Origin of the sequence: Piscinibacter sp. HJYY11 (genome assembly GCF_016735515.1) — a bacterium.
Taxonomy (GTDB): domain Bacteria; phylum Pseudomonadota; class Gammaproteobacteria; order Burkholderiales; family Burkholderiaceae_C; genus Rhizobacter.
Genome location: NZ_JAERQZ010000001.1, coordinates 4,878,771 through 4,895,134 on the forward strand (window position 1 = coordinate 4,878,771; position 16,364 = coordinate 4,895,134).

At 68.4% G+C, this 16,364-nt stretch carries 17 protein-coding genes; 10 read left to right on the forward strand and 7 right to left on the reverse strand.

Annotated features, from left to right (window positions below):
• Positions 1-10: 10 nt before the first annotated feature.
• Entirely contained in the window at positions 11-652 is a 642-nt protein-coding gene (locus JI745_RS22825) for a phosphatidylcholine/phosphatidylserine synthase (RefSeq protein ID WP_201812105.1), read from the forward strand.
• Positions 653-682: 30 nt separating this feature from the next.
• Here JI745_RS22825 and bktB read toward each other — a convergent pair whose 3' ends face one another.
• Complete coding sequence (bktB, locus tag JI745_RS22830) at positions 683-1,867, reverse strand: beta-ketothiolase BktB (protein ID WP_201812106.1); 1,185 nt, start codon at positions 1,865-1,867, stop codon at positions 683-685.
• An 87-nt stretch (positions 1,868-1,954) separates the two neighbouring features.
• Here bktB and JI745_RS22835 point away from each other — a divergent pair, with 87 nt between their 5' ends.
• The 4 genes from JI745_RS22835 (at position 1,955) to JI745_RS22850 (ending at position 7,261) form a co-directional block, all read left to right on the forward strand.
• Positions 1,955-2,647, forward strand: coding sequence for an SDR family NAD(P)-dependent oxidoreductase (locus JI745_RS22835; RefSeq protein ID WP_201812107.1), 693 nt, complete (start codon positions 1,955-1,957; stop codon positions 2,645-2,647).
• Positions 2,648-2,650: 3 nt separating this feature from the next.
• Positions 2,651-4,126, forward strand: a complete 1,476-nt coding sequence (locus JI745_RS22840; RefSeq protein WP_201812108.1) for a carboxylesterase/lipase family protein — start codon at positions 2,651-2,653, stop codon at positions 4,124-4,126.
• Between the two features lie 119 nt (positions 4,127-4,245).
• Complete coding sequence (locus JI745_RS22845) at positions 4,246-5,715, forward strand: ATPase domain-containing protein (protein ID WP_310738738.1); 1,470 nt, start codon at positions 4,246-4,248, stop codon at positions 5,713-5,715.
• A complete protein-coding gene (locus JI745_RS22850; RefSeq protein ID WP_201812110.1) occupies positions 5,705-7,261 on the forward strand; it encodes an ATP-binding protein in 1,557 nt (518 codons plus the stop codon). Before JI745_RS22845 ends, JI745_RS22850 begins: the two co-directional genes overlap by 11 nt.
• Before the next feature lie 6 nt (positions 7,262-7,267).
• Here JI745_RS22850 and JI745_RS22855 read toward each other — a convergent pair whose 3' ends face one another.
• Both JI745_RS22855 and JI745_RS22860 read right to left on the reverse strand, forming a co-directional pair.
• Positions 7,268-7,420 carry a hypothetical protein gene (locus JI745_RS22855; protein ID WP_201812111.1) on the reverse strand — a complete coding sequence of 51 codons (153 nt, stop codon included), beginning with the start codon at positions 7,418-7,420 and terminating at the stop codon, positions 7,268-7,270.
• A 65-nt stretch (positions 7,421-7,485) separates the two neighbouring features.
• Positions 7,486-8,373 carry a diiron oxygenase gene (locus tag JI745_RS22860; protein ID WP_201812112.1) on the reverse strand — a complete coding sequence of 296 codons (888 nt, stop codon included), beginning with the start codon at positions 8,371-8,373 and terminating at the stop codon, positions 7,486-7,488.
• A gap of 142 nt (positions 8,374-8,515) precedes the next feature.
• Here JI745_RS22860 and JI745_RS22865 point away from each other — a divergent pair, with 142 nt between their 5' ends.
• Genes JI745_RS22865 through JI745_RS22880 form a run of 4 tightly spaced genes read left to right on the forward strand, consistent with a single transcriptional unit; the run spans position 8,516 to position 11,811 of the window.
• A complete protein-coding gene (locus JI745_RS22865) occupies positions 8,516-9,649 on the forward strand; it encodes a MupA/Atu3671 family FMN-dependent luciferase-like monooxygenase (RefSeq protein WP_201812113.1) in 1,134 nt (377 codons plus the stop codon).
• Positions 9,650-9,696: 47 nt separating this feature from the next.
• On the forward strand, positions 9,697-10,446 hold the full coding sequence (gene modA / locus JI745_RS22870) for a molybdate ABC transporter substrate-binding protein (RefSeq protein ID WP_201812114.1): 750 nt from the start codon (positions 9,697-9,699) through the stop codon (positions 10,444-10,446).
• Between the two features lie 10 nt (positions 10,447-10,456).
• A complete protein-coding gene (gene modB, locus JI745_RS22875; protein ID WP_201812115.1) occupies positions 10,457-11,134 on the forward strand; it encodes a molybdate ABC transporter permease subunit in 678 nt (225 codons plus the stop codon).
• On the forward strand, positions 11,131-11,811 hold the full coding sequence (locus JI745_RS22880; protein WP_201812116.1) for a sulfate/molybdate ABC transporter ATP-binding protein: 681 nt from the start codon (positions 11,131-11,133) through the stop codon (positions 11,809-11,811). The genes modB and JI745_RS22880 overlap by 4 nt, the downstream gene beginning before the upstream one ends.
• A gap of 54 nt (positions 11,812-11,865) precedes the next feature.
• Here the strand turns inward: JI745_RS22880 and JI745_RS22885 are convergent, their stop codons facing one another.
• Entirely contained in the window at positions 11,866-12,870 is a 1,005-nt protein-coding gene (locus tag JI745_RS22885) for a TerC family protein (protein WP_201812758.1), read from the reverse strand.
• A complete protein-coding gene (locus tag JI745_RS22890; protein ID WP_201812117.1) occupies positions 12,867-13,199 on the reverse strand; it encodes a hypothetical protein in 333 nt (110 codons plus the stop codon). The genes JI745_RS22885 and JI745_RS22890 overlap by 4 nt, the downstream gene beginning before the upstream one ends.
• A 91-nt stretch (positions 13,200-13,290) precedes the next feature.
• On the opposite strand from JI745_RS22890, the gene nhaR reads away from it, so the two are divergent.
• The gene (gene nhaR, locus JI745_RS22895) at positions 13,291-14,211 is read left to right on the forward strand and encodes a transcriptional activator NhaR (RefSeq protein WP_201812759.1); all 921 of its coding nucleotides are present in this window, start codon (positions 13,291-13,293) and stop codon (positions 14,209-14,211) included.
• A gap of 44 nt (positions 14,212-14,255) precedes the next feature.
• On the opposite strand, the gene JI745_RS22900 is transcribed toward nhaR, so the two are convergent.
• Together JI745_RS22900 and JI745_RS22905 are read right to left on the reverse strand one after the other, a co-directional pair.
• Positions 14,256-15,674, reverse strand: coding sequence for a sensor histidine kinase (locus JI745_RS22900; protein WP_310738739.1), 1,419 nt, complete (start codon positions 15,672-15,674; stop codon positions 14,256-14,258).
• Complete coding sequence (locus JI745_RS22905; RefSeq protein ID WP_201812118.1) at positions 15,671-16,351, reverse strand: response regulator transcription factor; 681 nt, start codon at positions 16,349-16,351, stop codon at positions 15,671-15,673. The genes JI745_RS22900 and JI745_RS22905 overlap by 4 nt, the downstream gene beginning before the upstream one ends.
• Positions 16,352-16,364 lie beyond the last annotated feature (13 nt).

Genomic DNA, 16,364 nt, shown 5'->3' on the forward strand with positions numbered 1-16,364 from the left:
GGAGCGCCCCATGCCGCACACCCACTCCGCCCAGCAGCCGCCGCGCCACTTCTCCATGTTGCGCGGCTTCCACCTCGCCGACTTCGTCACCCTCGGCAACGCCGCCTGCGGCACCCTCGCGGTGTTTCTCGCCATGGCCTACATGAACTCGCACGCGTTGCAGCAGTTCTACGCCGCTGCCGTGATGGCCCCGTTGGCGTTTGTATTCGACGTCCTCGACGGCCGCATCGCCCGCTGGCGTCAGACCCACTCCGCGCTCGGCCGCGAGCTTGATTCCCTCGCCGACATCGTCTCCTTCGGCGTCGCCCCCGCCGCACTCGGCTATGCAGCCGGCCTGCAAGGTGGCTGGGACGTGATGGCCCTCGTCTACTTCGTCTGTTGCGGCGTCTCGCGCCTCGCGCGCTACAACGTCACGGCCGAGTCGCTGTCGGGTGAAGACGCCAAAGTGCGCTATTTCGAAGGCACGCCGATCCCGACGAGTGTGTTGCTGGTCGGCGTACTGGCCCTGGCGGCTTCGATGGGTGCGCTGGGCGAAGGCCTCTGGGGCGGCACCTGGCAGATCGGCCCGTGGGTGCTCCACCCGCTGTCACTGATGTTCGTGCTCTCCGGCACGCTGATGATCAGCAAGACGCTGCGCATCCCCAAGCTCTGATCGAGCGGGGCGCGCAGCGTCCCGCTCACATCACATGCGCTCGAACACAGCGGCAATGCCCTGTCCGCCGCCGATGCACATCGTCACGAGCGCATAGCGCCCCTGCGTGCGCTGCAGTTCATACAGCGCCTTGACCGTGATGATCGCGCCGGTCGCCCCCACCGGGTGGCCGAGCGAGATGCCGGATCCGTTAGGGTTGACCTTGGCCGGGTCGAGGCCGAGGTCCTTGCTCACGGCGCAGGCCTGCGCCGCAAACGCCTCGTTGGCCTCGATCACATCAAGATCGCTCACCTGGAGGCCTGCCTTCTCCAGCACCTTGCGCGTCGCAGGCACCGGGCCGATGCCCATGTAGAGGGGGTCGACACCGGCGTGCGCATACGCCACCAGCCGCGCCATTGGCTTCAGGCCACGGCGCTCGGCCTCGGCGCGCTCCATCAGCACGACCGCAGCAGCGCCGTCGTTTACGCCCGAGGCGTTGCCGGCGGTCACCGTGCCGCCGTCCTTCTTGAAAGCGGGCTTGAGCTTGGCCATGTCGTCGAGCTTCGCGTTGAAGCGCACGTGCTCGTCGGTGTCGAAGGTGACCGGGCCCTTGCGGCTCTCCTGCACGATCGGAACGATCTGCTCCTTGAAGTAGCCGGCCTCGATGGCCTTCTGCGCGCGGCGGTGGCTCTCCAATGCCGCCTCGTCCTGCTGGCCGCGGCTGATGTCCCACTTGGCGGCCACGTTCTCGGCGGTAATGCCCATGTGCACGTTGTGGAAGGGGTCGTGCAGGGCACCGACCATCATGTCGACCAGGGTGGCGTTGCCCATGCGCGCGCCCCAGCGGCCTTGCGGCAGCGAGTAGGGGCCGCGGCTCATGCATTCGGCGCCGCCCGCGACGGCGATCTCGGCGTCGCCGAGCAGGATGCTCTGCGCCGCGCTCACCACTGCCTGCAGGCCCGAGCCGCAGAGGCGGTTGACGGTGAGGGCCGGCGTGTCCTGGCCGATGCCGCCTTCGATGGCCGACACCCGCGCGATGTACATGTCGCGCGGCTCGGTGTTGATCACGTGGCCGAAGACCACGTGGCCCACGTCCTTGCCGTCGACCTTGGCGCGCGCCAGCGCTTCGCGCGTGACGGTGGCGCCCATCTGGGTGGGCGTCACGTCCTTCAGCGCGCCGCCGAATGTTCCGATGGCGGTGCGCACACCGCTCACGACCACGACTTCTCGTTTCATGTTGAGCCTCGATAGGGTTGCAGGGGATGAGCCGCATTGTGAACACATCGACAATGAACGTCCGTCCATTCAACCCATCGAACGACCATGAGCGATTCCTGCATCGTGATCACCGGTGCTGCGGGGGCCCTGGGCCAGGCCGTGGTGCAACATTTCCTCCCGGCAGGCCACAAGCTCGGCTTGCTGGACCATGACGAACAGCGCCTGCGCAGCGTCTTTGGCTCGCCGGCAAACACGGTGCTGCATGCGGCCGACGTGACGTCTGCCGACAGCGTGAGTGCCGTGATCGCCCAGGTGCTGCAGGCCCATGGCCGCATCGACGCGCTGGTCCACATCGCCGGCGGCTTCGAGATGGGCGAGGGCGTTCACCAGATCACCCGCGCGTCGTGGGACCGCATGATGAACCTGAACGCCTGGTCGTTCGTGAACCTCACGCAGGCGGTGGTGCCCGCGATGCAGCGCCAGGGTGGCGGCCGCATCGTCGCCGTGTCGGCCGCCGCGGCCCGCGAGGGGCAGGCGCTGAAGGGCGCCTATGCCGCCTCCAAGAGCGCGCTGCAGCGGCTGGTGGAGTCGCTCTCGCACGAGGTGCGCGCGCAGGGCCTCGCCGTCAACAGCGTCGCGCCCACCACGCTCGACACGCCCGCCAACCGTGCCGCCATGCCTGATGCCGATCGCTCGGCATGGGTGCCGCTCGACGTCGCAGCGCAGGCCATCGCCTTCCTCGCCACGCCGGCCGGGGCCGCGGTGCACGGGCAGCACGTTCAACTCGGCAGCGCCTGATCCATGTCGACGGGCACCTCGACGCGGGTTCGCACGTCGCTGGGTGAACTGCAGGGCCTGCGCGACGGTGGCGTGAGTGCCTGGCTCGGCGTGCCGTATGCGCAGCCGCCGGTGGACGCGCAGCGCTTCATGCCTGCGGCGCCGGTGCAGGCCTGGCATGGCGTGCGCGATGCCACGCAGTTCGGCGCCGCCTGTCCGCAGAAGGTGGTGGGCAGCATGAAGTCGCTCGGCCCCGCGCTGAGCGAAGACTGCCTCACGCTCAACATCTGGAGCCCTGCGGCCGATGGCAAGAAGCGCCCGGTGGTGGTGTGGGTCCACGGCGGCGCCTTCCTGCTCGGCAGTGCGCGGGTCTACACCGGCGCGCATCTCGCGGCGCAGGGCGACATCGTGGTCGTCGCGCTCAACTACCGGCTCGGCGTCTTGGGCTTTGTCAACTTCGGCGAGGCACTCGGAGACGAGCGCATCGCCAGCAACCTCGGCCTGCGCGACCAGGTGCTGGCGCTGCGATGGGTGCGCGACCACATCGAAGCGTTCGGCGGCGACCCCGGTCGGGTGACCCTCGCCGGCGAATCCGCGGGCTCGATGTCGGTGTCGCTGCTGATGCATTCGCAGGAGGCGCGGCCGCTCTTTCACCGCGCCATCATGCAAAGCGGCGCTTTGAGCCTGATCCATGACCGCGAGACGAGCCTCCAGGTCGCGAAGCTCTACCTCGATCACCTCGGCGTGAAGACGCTGGAGCAACTGCAGGCGCTCCCGGTCGAGTCGTTGCAGGCCGCGCAGGAGGCCGTGCACCGGCAGCTGCCACAGACCATTCCCTCTGCGCCTTGGTACGACGGCGCGCTGCTGCCCGCGTCGCTCACCGAGGCGCGCCAGGCACCCACGCCGCCGATCCCGCTGCTTGCCGGCTACAACCGCGACGAGATCCGCTTCTTCGAGCTGTGGCGCGGCGTGGCCGATGTGTTTCTCTCGCGCGAGCGCATGCAGGCGGTGCTGCAGCGCCAGCATGGCGACGGCTTCGCGGCCCAGGTGCTCGCGGCCTACCCCGAGTCGAAATACGGCCTTCGGCGCCTCGGCACGCACATGAGCTTCGCCATGCCCACGCTGCATTTCGCGCAGCGGCACGCCGCGCAGCACCCGACCTGGTTCTACCGCTTCGACCGTGGCCACCCGATGCTGGGCGCGATGCATGCCATCGAGCTTTTTTACCTGTGGGACATGAAAGGGCTTCTGCCGACGATGCTGCGCGGCGGCCCGCTGTGGGGCAGCCGCCGCGCACTCGCCCAGCGGCTGCGCCGCCACTGGATCCGCTTCGTGCGCGAGGGCCGGCCGGGCGACGAGTGGGAGCCATTCGACGCCCGCCGCGCCACGCTCGTTTTCGACCAGCGAGACCGCATGGTCGACGACCCCGAGGGCCGGCAGCGCGAGGTGTGGGGCGCCCAGGACAGCGCGCCCGGCATGGCCGGCCTCGGCGGAGCCTGAGCGGGCACGCCATTTGCCCGAATGGAGGGCCGCTGCGGCGGCAGACGTGTCAAACAGCGGCCCCGGCCCTGCATTGAATGGAAACAGAAGCCCAAGAAACGACCCGTTCCTCCACTGGCGTGGCTGGCCTGAACGAAGTGCTGCACGGCGGGCTGATCGCCGAACGCATCTACCTCCTCGATGGCAACCCCGGCGCCGGCAAGACGACGCTCGCGTTGCAGTATCTGCTCGAAGGGGTTCGCGTCGGCGAAAAGTGCCTGTACATCACCTTGTCCGAGACACGCGGTGAGCTGATCGCCAACGCGAACTCACACGGCTGGTCGCTCGAGGGCATCGAGATCTTCGAGCTGATTGCCGACGACCTGCACGCCGACGCCGAGGGCGACCTCACCATGTTCCACCCGGCCGAGGTGGAACTGAACACCACCACGCGCCGCATGCTCGACAAGATCGAGGCGGTGAAGCCCGCGCGCCTGGTGCTGGACTCGCTTTCGGAGTTGCGCCTGCTGGCGCAGAGCTCGCTGCGGTATCGGCGCCAGATCCTGGGCCTGAAGCAATACCTCGTCCGCCGGCAGTGCACCGTGCTGCTGCTCGACGACCGCACGGCCGAGGGCATGGACACGCAGCTCCAGAGCATCGCGCATGGCGTCCTGACGCTCGATGCGTACACCCCTGCCTACGGCCGCATGCTGCGCCAGCTGCGCGTGGTGAAGTTTCGCGGCAGTGATTTCCGAAGCGGGCTGCACGACTTCGTCATCAACCGTGGCGGCCTGACCGTCTTCCCGCGGCTGTCGGCCGCCGAGCATCGCACGACCTTCACGCGCGAGACCGTGCCCAGCGGCGTGGACTCGCTCGACGCGCTGCTGGGCGGCGGCATCGACCGTGGCACCGCCACGCTGGTCATCGGCCCGCCCGGCACCGGCAAGTCGACCGTGGCCTTGCAGTACGCGCATGCCGCGGCGCAGCGTGGCGACCATGCGGCCATCTTCAACTTCGAGGAAACCGCCGCCATCCTGACGGAACGCGCCGCGGGCCTGGGCATGACGCTGCACGAAGGCGTGGGCCCGGGAAAGATCGCCGTGCGGCAAATCGACCCGGCCGAGATCTCGCCCGGCGAGTTCGTCGCGTTCGTGCGCAAGGCGGTGGAGGTCGATGGCGCACGCGTGGTGGTGATCGACAGCCTCAACGGCTACCTCAACGCCATGCCCGACGACAAGCAGCTCACGGCGCAGTTGCACGAGCTGCTGTCCTACCTCAACAACCATGGCGTGGCGACCTTCCTCATCGCAGCGCAGAGCGGCATGCTGGGGCCCACGATGCGCTCGCCGGTGGACGCCAGCTACCTCGCCGACTCGGTGGTGGTGCTGCGCATGTACGAGCATGGCGGCGTGGTGAGGAAGGCCATCTCGGTGGTCAAGAAGCGCAGCGGCCCGCATGAGGATTCGATCCGCCGCCTGTGGTTCGATGAAGCCGGCGTGCACCTGAGCGAGCCGCTGATGCACTTGCGCGGCGTGCTGACGGGGGTGCCGGTCGAAGTCGAGTCGTCCGAGTCGGCACCGGCGGGGTCGCGGGTTGCCGATGCCACCTGACGCCGGCATCGCCCACACTCCCGACGCCGAGCGTGTGCTCGTGTTGCCGGTCACCCGCCGCGATGGCGAGGTGACCGAGCAGTTGTTGCTGCGCGCCGGGCTGGACTGCCGTGTTTGCGCCAGCCTGGCGGTGCTGGCAGGTGAGCTGGCGCAAGGCGCGGGCGCGCTGCTGTTCACCGAGGCGGCGCTGGCCGGGCCCGGGGTCGACGTGCTCACCGGCGCCTTGGCGGCGCAACCGCCGTGGTCCCAGGTGCCGCTGGTGGTGCTGGTGCGCGACCACAGCAGCTCATCGGCGGGGTTGAAGCTCCTGGAGTCGCTCGACAACGTGACGCTGCTCGACCGCCCCGCCTCCACCCGTTCGGTGATCAGTGCCGTGCAGTCGGCGCTGCGCGACCGGCGCAAGCAGTACCGCATCCGCGACCAGCTCGAGGAGCAGGCGCTGGCCGATCGCCGCAAGGACGAGTTCCTCGCCACGCTCGCCCACGAGCTGCGCAACCCGCTCGCGCCCATCCGCACCGGGCTGCAAATCCTCTCCAAGCTGCCGCAGCCCGACGAGAAGGCGATCCGTCTGCACGAGATCATGGAGCGCCAGATGGTGCAGATGGTCAAGCTGATCGACGAGCTGCTCGAGATCTCGCGCATCTCCACCGGCAAGGTGGTGCTGCACAAGGAGCGGGCCGACATGCGCCATGTGATCGGCATGGCGCTCGAAGGCAGCCAGCCGCTGATCGATGCTGCACGCCACACGCTCGACGTGCAGCTGGAGGAGCAGCCGGTGTGGGTCTATGGCGACCCGGCTCGGCTGGCGCAGGTGGTCAGCAACCTCGTCAACAACGCCGCCAAGTACACGCCCAACGGCGGGTGCATCACCGTGCGCATGGCGCACTGGGACGGCGTGGTCGAGGTGAGCGTTGCCGACAACGGCGTGGGCATCCCTGCCGACATGATCGACTCGGTGTTCGACATGTTCGCCCAGGTCAACCGCACGCTCGACCGCTCGCAGGGCGGCCTGGGCATCGGCCTCGCGCTGGTACGCCGCCTGATGGAGCTGCACGGCGGCTCGGTGCGCGCCGAAAGCGCCGGCACCGACCGCGGCTCGTGCTTCACGCTGCGCCTACCGGCCCTCGACCATGCCGTGGTGGACAGCGGCGCGCCGGCCGCCGAAGGCCAGTTCGCCATGCGCGAGAAGCGCCTGCGGGTGCTCGTGATCGACGACAACCAGGACGCCGCGGAAACGCTGGCCATGCTGCTCGAATCGCACGGCCACAAGACGCTCAAGGCCTACAGCGCGATGACCGGCCTGGCGGCGGCGGCGCGCTTCCGGCCGCAGGCCGTGTTCTGCGACATCGAGATGCCGGGCATGAGCGGCTACGAGGTGGCGACGCGGCTGCGTGACGAGCCGCGCCATGCGCCGGCCTTGCTCGTGGCCGTGACGGGTCGTGGCGCCCGCGAGGACCAGCAGCGTTCGCTGCAGGCGGGCTTCGACGTGCACCTCACCAAGCCGATCGGCTACGAGGCGGTGCGGCAGGCGCTGGCGCGCCTGTGAGGCCGCTTACTTCAACACGCCCAGCTTGAGCAGCAGGCGGGCGTATTCGACCTGCGCGTACAGCGCTTCCATCTCGCGCTTGAGCTCCAGCCACTGGGCCACCTTGGCTTGCATGGCGGCGTCGGTCTGGGGTGGGGTGGGTTCCTTCGGCGTGTCCATGGACGCATGGTGCCTGAGCCGGCCGAAACCGGCACCCCATGGACAGGGGCGGGCGGGCACTCGCTTCACCAGGTGGGTGGTTCGCGCAACAGGCCCGTCCTGAGAAAGTAGCCCACGATCTTCTCGGCGCCGCGCGTGCGGTGCGCATGCGTGGCCGGGTGAGCGAGCGCCCTCTGTCGCACCTCGTACGCATCGGCGATGCCGGCATCGCGGTAGACGCTCGGGTTGTAGTAGTCGGCCCAGCAGGCCTTCAGGAACGCGGCCAGCCATTCGCGGAAGGCCGCCAGCTTCTCGGGCGGCCAGCCCGGGCTGTAGCGCTCGAAGAGCTCGGCCAGGTAGAGCCGGCCGAAGGCGAGGTGCCGCGCCTCGTCGATGTGGTGCACCTTGTTGATCTCCCGCACCAGCGGGTCGACACGCTCGTCGCGGCCGATGAGCACGTTGTAGAAGTCGCCCAGTTCCTCCACCACCATCGCCATGCTGAAGAAGACCACCTCCTCCTTGCCGCGGTCCATCTCCTTCGCGTCCTTCGGAAGGGGCAGCTTCTTCTCGGGGTACACCTTGCCGATGTAGCGGTGGCAGAACTCGCCGAACATCACCATGTGCTTGTTTTCCTCGTCGAGGAAGTGGTGCAGGTACTCGGTGATCTCGCGGTTGTTGCTCGTGCTGTAGAGGCGGTGCGCCAGCCCTTGCACCAGGATGCGCTCGCCCTTCAGCACGAGGCTGAACATGTTGGCCACTTCGTGCAGGCTGAGCTTGTGGCGGGTGGCCTCGTCCAGTGTGTCCCACATGGGCGTGCCGTAGAGCGAGATCAGCTCCGGCGGCATGCACCAGGCGCCTTCCTGCAGGCGGCCCGGCCAGTCGAACGCGTTGTAGACGTCGTAGAACTTCCGGCATGACGCCCGGGACAGGCGCACGGCCAGTTGCGAAGCAGTTTCGGGGGCAACGGTTTCCATGCGGAGGATGGTCTGGTGCGCCGCCGCGGCGCGGTTTGACCTTCGTCAAGGCGCATGGCCACGTCCTGCAGGCAGGGGGTGGGGGTCCAGCTCCTTAACCTGGATCAAACACGGCAGCAGGCCGCCGCCATCGAATGCGGGCATGCAGATCGACCTTCATGCCCATCAAGAGCGGCCCTTGGCCTTCGGCCTCTACTACTTCGGCAGCGACGAGGGAGGCCCGCAGGCCAGCGCGCAGCGACGCCTGCTCTTCGAGAGCGCACGCTTTGCCGACGACAACGGCTTCTCGGCCGTGTGGGCGCCCGAGCGCCACTTTCATGCCTTCGGCGGCCTGTCCCCCAACCCCGCGGTGATGGCGGCTGCGCTGGCCGCCACGACGCAGCGCGTGCGCATCCGCTCCGGCAGTGTCGTCGTGCCCTTGCATCACCCGGCGCGGGTGGCGGAGGAGTGGGCCATGGTCGACGTCCTCTCCGGCGGCCGTGTCGACCTCGGCCTGGCCTCGGGCTGGTTTCCCAACGACTTCGTGCTTGCCGCGCCCGGCCACTACGAACGCCGCAACGAGCTCGTGTTCGAGCGGGTGGCCGAGCTGCGCGCCCTGTGGGCTGGCGAGCCCTTCGACGCGATCAACGCGCTCGGCGACTGCGTGCAGCTGCGCACCATGCCGCGGCCGGTGCAGCGCACCCTGCCGATCTGGATCACCGCCGCCGGCAACCCGCAGACCTTCCGCCGCGCCGGCACGATGGGCCTCAATGTGCTGACGCATCTGCTCGGCCAGTCGCTCGAGGCGCTGGCCGACAAGATCGCCGCCTACCGGCAAGCCTGGCGCGACGCGGGCCAAGCCGGGCAGGGCACGGTGACGCTGATGCTGCACACCTTCGTCGGCCAGAGCGAGGCGGAGGTGCGCCGCAAGGTGAAGGCGCCGATGCTGCGCTACCTGGCAAGCTCGGCCAACCTGGTGGGCCAGTACACCGCCGCCGTGCCCTTCTTCCAGAAGCAGTGCGCCGCCAGCGCGGCGCCCGCCTCGCAGAACGACCTGGCCGATGCGCTCGAGTTCTCGTTCGAGCGCTACTACGCCACCAGCTCGCTGCTCGGCACGCTCGACGACTGCCTGGGCATGACCGACAAGCTCAAGGCCATCGAGGTCGACGAGGTCGCCTGCCTGATCGACTTCGGCGTCGATCCCGACGAGGTGCTCGCCGCCCTGCCGGCCCTGGCCGAGCTGCGCGACCTGGCGCAGGTGCCGATGGACGACGACGCGCTGCTGCTCAACGCCTGAGGGGCCGACATGTACACTCGTATATATCGACCTGGCGGAGCGTCGTCGTGTTCTCGTCTCGCAAACTCGTTGCTGCGCTGGCGCTGCTGGCGTCCCTTGGCGCCCACGCGGCCGAGCTGACGGTCTCTGCCGCCTCGAGCCTTGCCAATGCGTTCAGCGAGCTCGGCCCGGCCTTCGAGGCGGCCAACCCGGGGCACAAGGTGCTCTTCAATCACGGCGCGTCGGGCGCGCTGCTGCAGCAGCTCACCCGGGGCGCGCCGGTCGACGTGTTCGCAAGCGCCGACCAGGAGACGATGGACCAGGCGCAGACCCGCGGGCTGGTGAAGGCGGCGCAACGCAGGAACTTCGTCTCCAACGCGCTGGTGCTGATCGTGCCTGCGGCGACGACGAGGCTCCCAAAGACCTTGGCCGATCTCGGCCAGGCGCCCTACCAGCGCATCGCCATCGGCCTGCCGGCCAGCGTGCCGGTGGGGCGCTACACCCAGGGTGTGCTCGAAGCCGCGGGCCTGTGGAAGGCCATCGAGCCCAAGATGATCGGCGCGAACAACGTGCGCCAGGCGCTCGACTACGTGGCGCGCGGTGAGGTCGACGCCGGCTTCGTGTACGCCACCGACGCCGCCCTGCTGCACGGCAAGGTGAAGGTCGCCTTCAGCGTGCCGACGCCGTCGCCCATCCTCTACCCGGTGGCGCCGCTCGTGGCCAGCCCCCATGCCGCGCTGGCCCAGCGCTTCGTCGATTTCCTCGTGTCGGCGCCTGCGCAGGCGGTGCTGGCCCGACACGGCTTCGGCAAGCCGTGACGACAGACCCATGAGCACCGCCTGGGTCGCACTGGCCCTCACCCTCAAGATCGCCGCGTGGGCCACGTTGCTCAACCTGCTGCTGGGCGTGGGCATCGGCTACGCGATCGCCCGTTGGCGCTTCCCCGGCCGCAACCTCGTCGACGCGGCACTCACGCTGCCGATGGTCATGCCGCCGACCGTGCTCGGCTACTACCTGCTGGTGGTGATCGGCACGCACTCGCCGCTGGGCTCGTGGTTGCTGCAGACCTTCGGCGTGCGGCTCATCTTCACCTGGCAGGGCGCGGTGATCGCCGCCACCGTGGTGTCGTTCCCGCTCGTCTTCAAGGCGGCGCGCGCAGCGTTCGAGACGGTCGACCCGCAGCTCGAAGACGCCGCCCGGCTGCTGGGCGTCAGCGAGATGGGGGTGTTCCTCCGCGTCTCGCTGCCGCTTGCGTGGCGCGGCATCCTCGCCGGCCTGCTGCTCGCGTTCGCGCGCGCGCTCGGCGAGTTCGGCGCCACGCTGATGGTGGCCGGCAGCATCCCCGGCAAGACGCAGACCTTGTCCATCGCCGTCTACGAGGCCGTGCAAGCCGGCCAGGACGACACGGCCAACTTCCTCGTCGCCGTCACCTCCATCACCTGCATCACCATGCTGCTGGCGGCGGGCCGCCTCGTGCCGGCACGCGACAACGCACGCCGCGCATGATCTGGCACGTCGAGTTGCACAAGCTCCTGCGGCACCGCGAAAGCCGCTTCCAGCTCGACGTCTCGTTCTCGAGCGATGCGCCGCACCTGGCGCTCTTCGGTCCCTCGGGCGCCGGCAAGACGCAGACGCTCAAGATGATCGCCGGCATCTCCACGCCCGATGCGGGCCGTGTCGCCATCGGCGGCCGCGTGCTGTTCGACGACCAGCAGCGCATCGACCTGTCGCCCCAGCAGCGCCAGCTCGGCTACGTGTTCCAGGACTACGCGCTCTTCCCGCACCTCACGGTGAAGCAGAACATCGCCTTCGGCCGGCGCCCCGGCTGGCTCAACCCCCGCCGCAGCAGCGACGACGCGGCCGTCGAGCGCTGGCTGAAGGCCTTCGGCCTGCAGGCCCAGGCCGATCACTTCCCGCACCAGATCTCCGGCGGCCAGCGCCAGCGCACCGCGCTGGCCCGTGCCCTGGTGAACGACCCCGCCGCCCTGCTGCTCGACGAGCCCTTCGCCGCGCTCGACCGCTCTCTGCGCCAGAAGCTGCGCCAGGAGTTGCGCGACCTGCAGGCCGACATCGCGGTGCCGACGATGCTCATCACCCACGATGAAGAAGACCTGGAGATGCTCGCCCGCGAGACCATCCTGCTGCAGCAGGGCACCGTCGCCCGGGGCAAGGGGGAGCCTTGAATAACGGGGCGACGGTGCGGTGGTCTCGAAGGCAGTTGAATCTCTGACCGTCCATCAAGAGGTGCTGCGAGGCGCATCGGGAAGAGGCGCGGCGCCGGGCTGGCTTCTCGTTTTCCAGAGCGACACGATGACGCCCCCGGTGATGAGCGCTGCCGTCACCCCCAGGCTGACGACGGCCGGGATCTTGCCGATGATGTTGACCAGAAAGATCTTGCTGCCGATGAACATCAGCACAAGCGCCAGCGCGTACTTCAGATACGCGAAGCGGTGGATCATCGCGGCGAGCGCGAAATACAGAGCACGCAGTCCGAGGATGGCGAAGATGTTGCTCGTGTAGACGATGAAGGTGTCGTCGGTGATCGCGAGGATCGCCGGCACGGAGTCGACCGCGAAGATGAGATCGGCAAACTCGACCATGCACAGCGCCAGGAAGAGCGGGGTTGCCCAGGTCACCTGCTGGCCGGTGGCCGGGTCGGGCTCGCGGACGAAGAACGCATTGCCCCGCACCTGCGACGTGACGCGCATCACCTTGCGCAGCCACTTCAGGAGAACATTGTTTTCCAGGTTCGGCTCGTGGTCCGCCATCCAAAGCATCTTGATGCCGGTGATGACCAGGAAAGCACCAAAGATGTAAAGGACCCAGGCGAACTGGCTGACGAGCGCGGCGCCCAGGCCGATCATGACGGCACGCAGGACGATGACGCCCAGGATGCCCCAGAACAGCACGCGGTGCTGGTACTGCCGCGGGATCGAGAAGAAGGTGAAGATCATCGCGATGACGAACACGTTGTCCATCGACAACGACTTCTCGATGATGTAGCCCGTGAAGTACTCGATGCCTCGCGCTGAGCCCAGATGCCACCACAGCCACACGCCGAAGATGGCCGCCACGGCGATGTAGCCGCATGAAAGCCACAAGCTCTCCTTGACGCCTATCTCCCGGTCATCCTTGTGCAGCACGCCCAGGTCGAATGCAAGCAGGGTCACCACGATCGCGATAAAAGCCAGCCACAGCCAGACGGCTTGGCCCAGGAAGTCGGCATGAAGGAATTCGGTCACGTCAGTTCCTTCTGAGCGCGCAATGCAGGTCGTACGGGCAGCTGCTGCTTGAGCCAGCGGACAGCGGCTTTCCACGCGCGCTGGATGGCACGCCGCAAGGCAGAGCCCAGGCGCCGCTGGCGCTCCTCGACGTACTCCACGTGCCCGTCGGCCATGTGCACTTCGATCAGGCAGCTCCGTGCGGCGTGGCGCTTCTCGGCCTGGGTCGCAACCACCACGATGACAGCAGCGATGCGCTGTGCGAACTCGCGGAAGGTCGTGCGCACGTTGGAAACCATCGCGTGCGTCTGGGTGGGCGTGAGGCCTTCGCCTCGAACATCGACTTTCATGACGTTCCTTTCTGAAGCGCCACTTTATGAAGAGTCAAATGTTCTGAATAATCGATATTTCTTGGAAAAGATTCGAAAAAAGAGGATCGTCATGAACTACAAGCATCTCCACTATTTCTGGAGCGTCGTCCGCTCAGGCGGTGTGCTGAAGGCGAGCGAAGAGCTTCACCTCTCGCCGCAGACCCTCAGCGGGCAGATCAACTTGCTGGAGGAGCGCTTGGGCAGGCCCTTGCTGATGAAGGTAGGCCGCAACGTGGAGCCCACGGAAGCCGGACGCATGGTGATGCAGTACGCCGACGAAATATTTACCTTGGGTCAGGAGCTGGAAGACGCACTTCGCGGAGGCAAGGATGCGCCACGTGCGCCGCTGTTGAAGGTCGGCTTCGTCGACTCGGTGCCCAAGCTGATCGCCTATCACGTGCTCGAGCCTGCACTTCGTCTGGAACCGACCCCGCGTCTGCAATGCCCCGAGGGGAAACTGCCGGCCTTGATGACAGAGCTCGCCATGCGCCGGGTGGACCTGGTGATTTCCGATGTGCCGTTGCCGGGGAACCTGGGCGTCAAGGCCTTCACCCATCTGCTCGGGGGCAGTGGCATTGCCTTCTTCGCATCGGAGAGGGTGCTTCGGAAGCACGGCACGAGCGTTCGCCAGGTTCGAGCAAGGTTTCCGCAGTCGCTCCAGCCGCTTCCCATGCTTCTGCCGGCTGCAGACTCTGCATCGCGGCCGCGACTCGATGCTTGGCTGCGCCAGCATGGAATTGCGCCGAACATCGCGGCCGAGTTCCAGGACACCGCGTTGATGAAGGCGTTCGGCAGGGAAGGGCTGGGTGTGTTCCCGGCGCCGGCTGTGCTGGCCAGGGAGATCTCGCGCCAGTTCGAGGTTGAGCGGCTGGGCTCACCCGACGATCTGGTGGAGGAGTTCTACGCGATCTCGATCGAGCGGCGCATCTCGCACCCGGGAGTGGCCGCGATCACCGAGGCGGCGCGCAGCGAGCTCTTTGCCACGGCGTGAGCGCCACCCCACCGGGCCCTTCCGGCGCACCTGTCGGCGGAAGCTCAGGCCTCGTCGGTGTGGTGGTGCAAGCCGAGCCGGACGGTCGCATCCAGGCCCAGCACGCGGCCCGGCGCACGCCGGTTGTCGAGCGTGATGCTGCCGCCCAGCGCATCGACGATCTCGCGGCAGATGGCGAGGCCGAGCCCCACGCCGCTGCGCAGGTCCCCAGCGGCAAAGGGCGTGAAGAGCCGCTCGCGCTGCTCCTCTGTGATGCCGGGGCCCGAATCGCTGATCACGAGTGCGGCATGGCGGCCGTCGGAGTGCAGGCGGACGCTCAGCCTGCCGTGGTCCGGCGTGTGCTTGATCGCGTTGTGCAGCAGGTTGCGGGTGAGCTCGCGCAGTGCCCACTCGTGCGAGCGCACGGGCGAGGGCTGGGTGGCGATGTCGAAGTCGAGGTGGCGCTCGCCGATGAGGGCCGACAGATCCAAGGCCACGGCGCGCACGATCTCCGCCCAGTCGGCGAGCGGTGCGTCGTTCGGGTCCTGCAGGCGCAGCTGCTCCACCTTGGCCAGGGCGAGCATCTGGTTGGCGAGCACCGTGGCGCGGTCCACGGTCTGGTTGATCTCCTGCAGCGCCTGGTCGGGCCCCACGTCGCCGCGCAACGCCGACTGCACTTGCACCTTGAGCACCGCGAGCGGCGTGCGCAGCTGGTGCGAGGTGTCGCGCACGAAGCGCTTCTGGTGGTCGAGCAGGTGCTTGAGGCGCTGCATCACCTGGTTGGTGGCGTCGAGCAGCGGCCGCAGCTCGCGCGGCGTGCCCTCGGCGCCGATGGGGGTGAGGTCGTTCTCGGTGCGGCGGGCGATGTCGGCGCTCAGCTGGCGCACCGGGCGTGTAGCGCGTTGCACGACGATCACCACCACCACCGCGATCACGACCACCAGCGCCAGCTGCCGCCACAGCGTGGAGATGAGGATCTGCCGCGCCAGCGCTTCGCGCAGCTCCATCGTCTCGGCCACCTGGATCGTGGCCATGCCCAGCGCCGTGGGCGTGGCCACGGGCTGCAGCAGCACCGCCACGCGCACACGCTCGCCGCGGAAGCTGTCGTCGTAGAAGTGCACCAGGGCCGAGTACGGGCCGCCGTCGGGCAGCTTGCCCTGCCAGGTGCGCAGCTCCGGGAAGCCCGAGACCAGCTCGTGCGAGAAGCCGCTCACCTTGTAGTACATGCGGCTTCGCTTGTCGGCCTCGAAGGGCTCCAGCGCCGAGTAGGGCACCGCGGCCTCGAGCCGCGCCTCGGGCCCGCTGCCCGCGACCGAGAGGAACTCCCCGATCAGCTTGGCCGATGCGAGCAGCGTGCGGTCGTACGCCATGTCGGCAGACCGCGACGCCTGCTCGTACAGGCTGACCGTGTTGACCGAGATGAGCGCCGCCACCGGCAGCAGGATGCCCAGCAGCAGCTGCGTGCGAAGGGTCAGCCGCTTCACGGTGCCGACTTCAGCAGGTAGCCCAGCCCGCGCAGGTTGACGACCTGCGTGCCGGTGTCGGCGAGCTTCTTGCGCAGGCGGTACACCACCACCTCGATGGCTTCGAACTGCACGTCGGGCTCGCCCGGGAAGACGAGCTCGAAGAGGCGCTCCTTCGACACCGCATGCCCCGGCTTCACGAGCAGCGCGCGCAGCAGCGCGGCTTCGCGCGGGGCCAGGTCGAGCGGCACGCCGCGGAAGTAAACCGCGGCGCTCGCGTCGTCGCAGCTCAGGCCGTTGAAGGGCCGCGGGCCGGCGGAGGCAGGCGGGGCCGCCGCGTCGCTGCGGCGGGCCAGGGCGCGGATGCGCGCTTCCAGCTCGTCGAGGTCGAAGGGCTTGGGCAGGTAGTCGTCGGCCCCGGTGTCGAGGCCGAGGATGCGGTCGCCCACGGTGCCGCGCGCGGTGAGGATCAGCACCGGCGTCTTGAGCCCCGCCGCGCGCGCCTGCGACAGCACCTGCAGGCCGTCGAGGCCGGGCAGGCTCAGGTCGAGCACCACCACGTCGGGCACGCTCGCCTGCCAGCGGTCGAGCGCACGGGCGCCGTCGCCGCAGATGGTGACGCGGATGCCGCGCCGCTGGAACGCACGCTCCAGCGTGGTCTGCATGGCCGGTTGGTCTTCGACGAGAAGCAGCTTCATGTGCACACCCTAG

Excerpts from the sequence above, each read along its gene's own strand:
- JI745_RS22825 (WP_201812105.1), top strand. The coding sequence starts at position 11 with ATGCCGCACACCCACTCCGCCCAGCAGCCGCCGCGCCACTTCTCCATG.
- bktB (WP_201812106.1), bottom strand. The coding sequence starts at position 1,867 with ATGAAACGAGAAGTCGTGGTCGTGAGCGGTGTGCGCACCGCCATCGGA.
- JI745_RS22835 (WP_201812107.1), top strand. The coding sequence starts at position 1,955 with ATGAGCGATTCCTGCATCGTGATCACCGGTGCTGCGGGGGCCCTGGGC.
- JI745_RS22840 (WP_201812108.1), top strand. The coding sequence starts at position 2,651 with ATGTCGACGGGCACCTCGACGCGGGTTCGCACGTCGCTGGGTGAACTG.
- JI745_RS22850 (WP_201812110.1), top strand. The coding sequence starts at position 5,705 with ATGCCACCTGACGCCGGCATCGCCCACACTCCCGACGCCGAGCGTGTG.
- JI745_RS22855 (WP_201812111.1), bottom strand. The coding sequence starts at position 7,420 with ATGGACACGCCGAAGGAACCCACCCCACCCCAGACCGACGCCGCCATG.
- JI745_RS22860 (WP_201812112.1), bottom strand. The coding sequence starts at position 8,373 with ATGGAAACCGTTGCCCCCGAAACTGCTTCGCAACTGGCCGTGCGCCTG.
- JI745_RS22865 (WP_201812113.1), top strand. The coding sequence starts at position 8,516 with ATGCAGATCGACCTTCATGCCCATCAAGAGCGGCCCTTGGCCTTCGGC.
- modB (WP_201812115.1), top strand. The coding sequence starts at position 10,457 with ATGAGCACCGCCTGGGTCGCACTGGCCCTCACCCTCAAGATCGCCGCG.
- JI745_RS22880 (WP_201812116.1), top strand. The coding sequence starts at position 11,131 with ATGATCTGGCACGTCGAGTTGCACAAGCTCCTGCGGCACCGCGAAAGC.
- JI745_RS22890 (WP_201812117.1), bottom strand. The coding sequence starts at position 13,199 with ATGAAAGTCGATGTTCGAGGCGAAGGCCTCACGCCCACCCAGACGCAC.
- nhaR (WP_201812759.1), top strand. The coding sequence starts at position 13,291 with ATGAACTACAAGCATCTCCACTATTTCTGGAGCGTCGTCCGCTCAGGC.
- JI745_RS22905 (WP_201812118.1), bottom strand. The coding sequence starts at position 16,351 with ATGAAGCTGCTTCTCGTCGAAGACCAACCGGCCATGCAGACCACGCTG.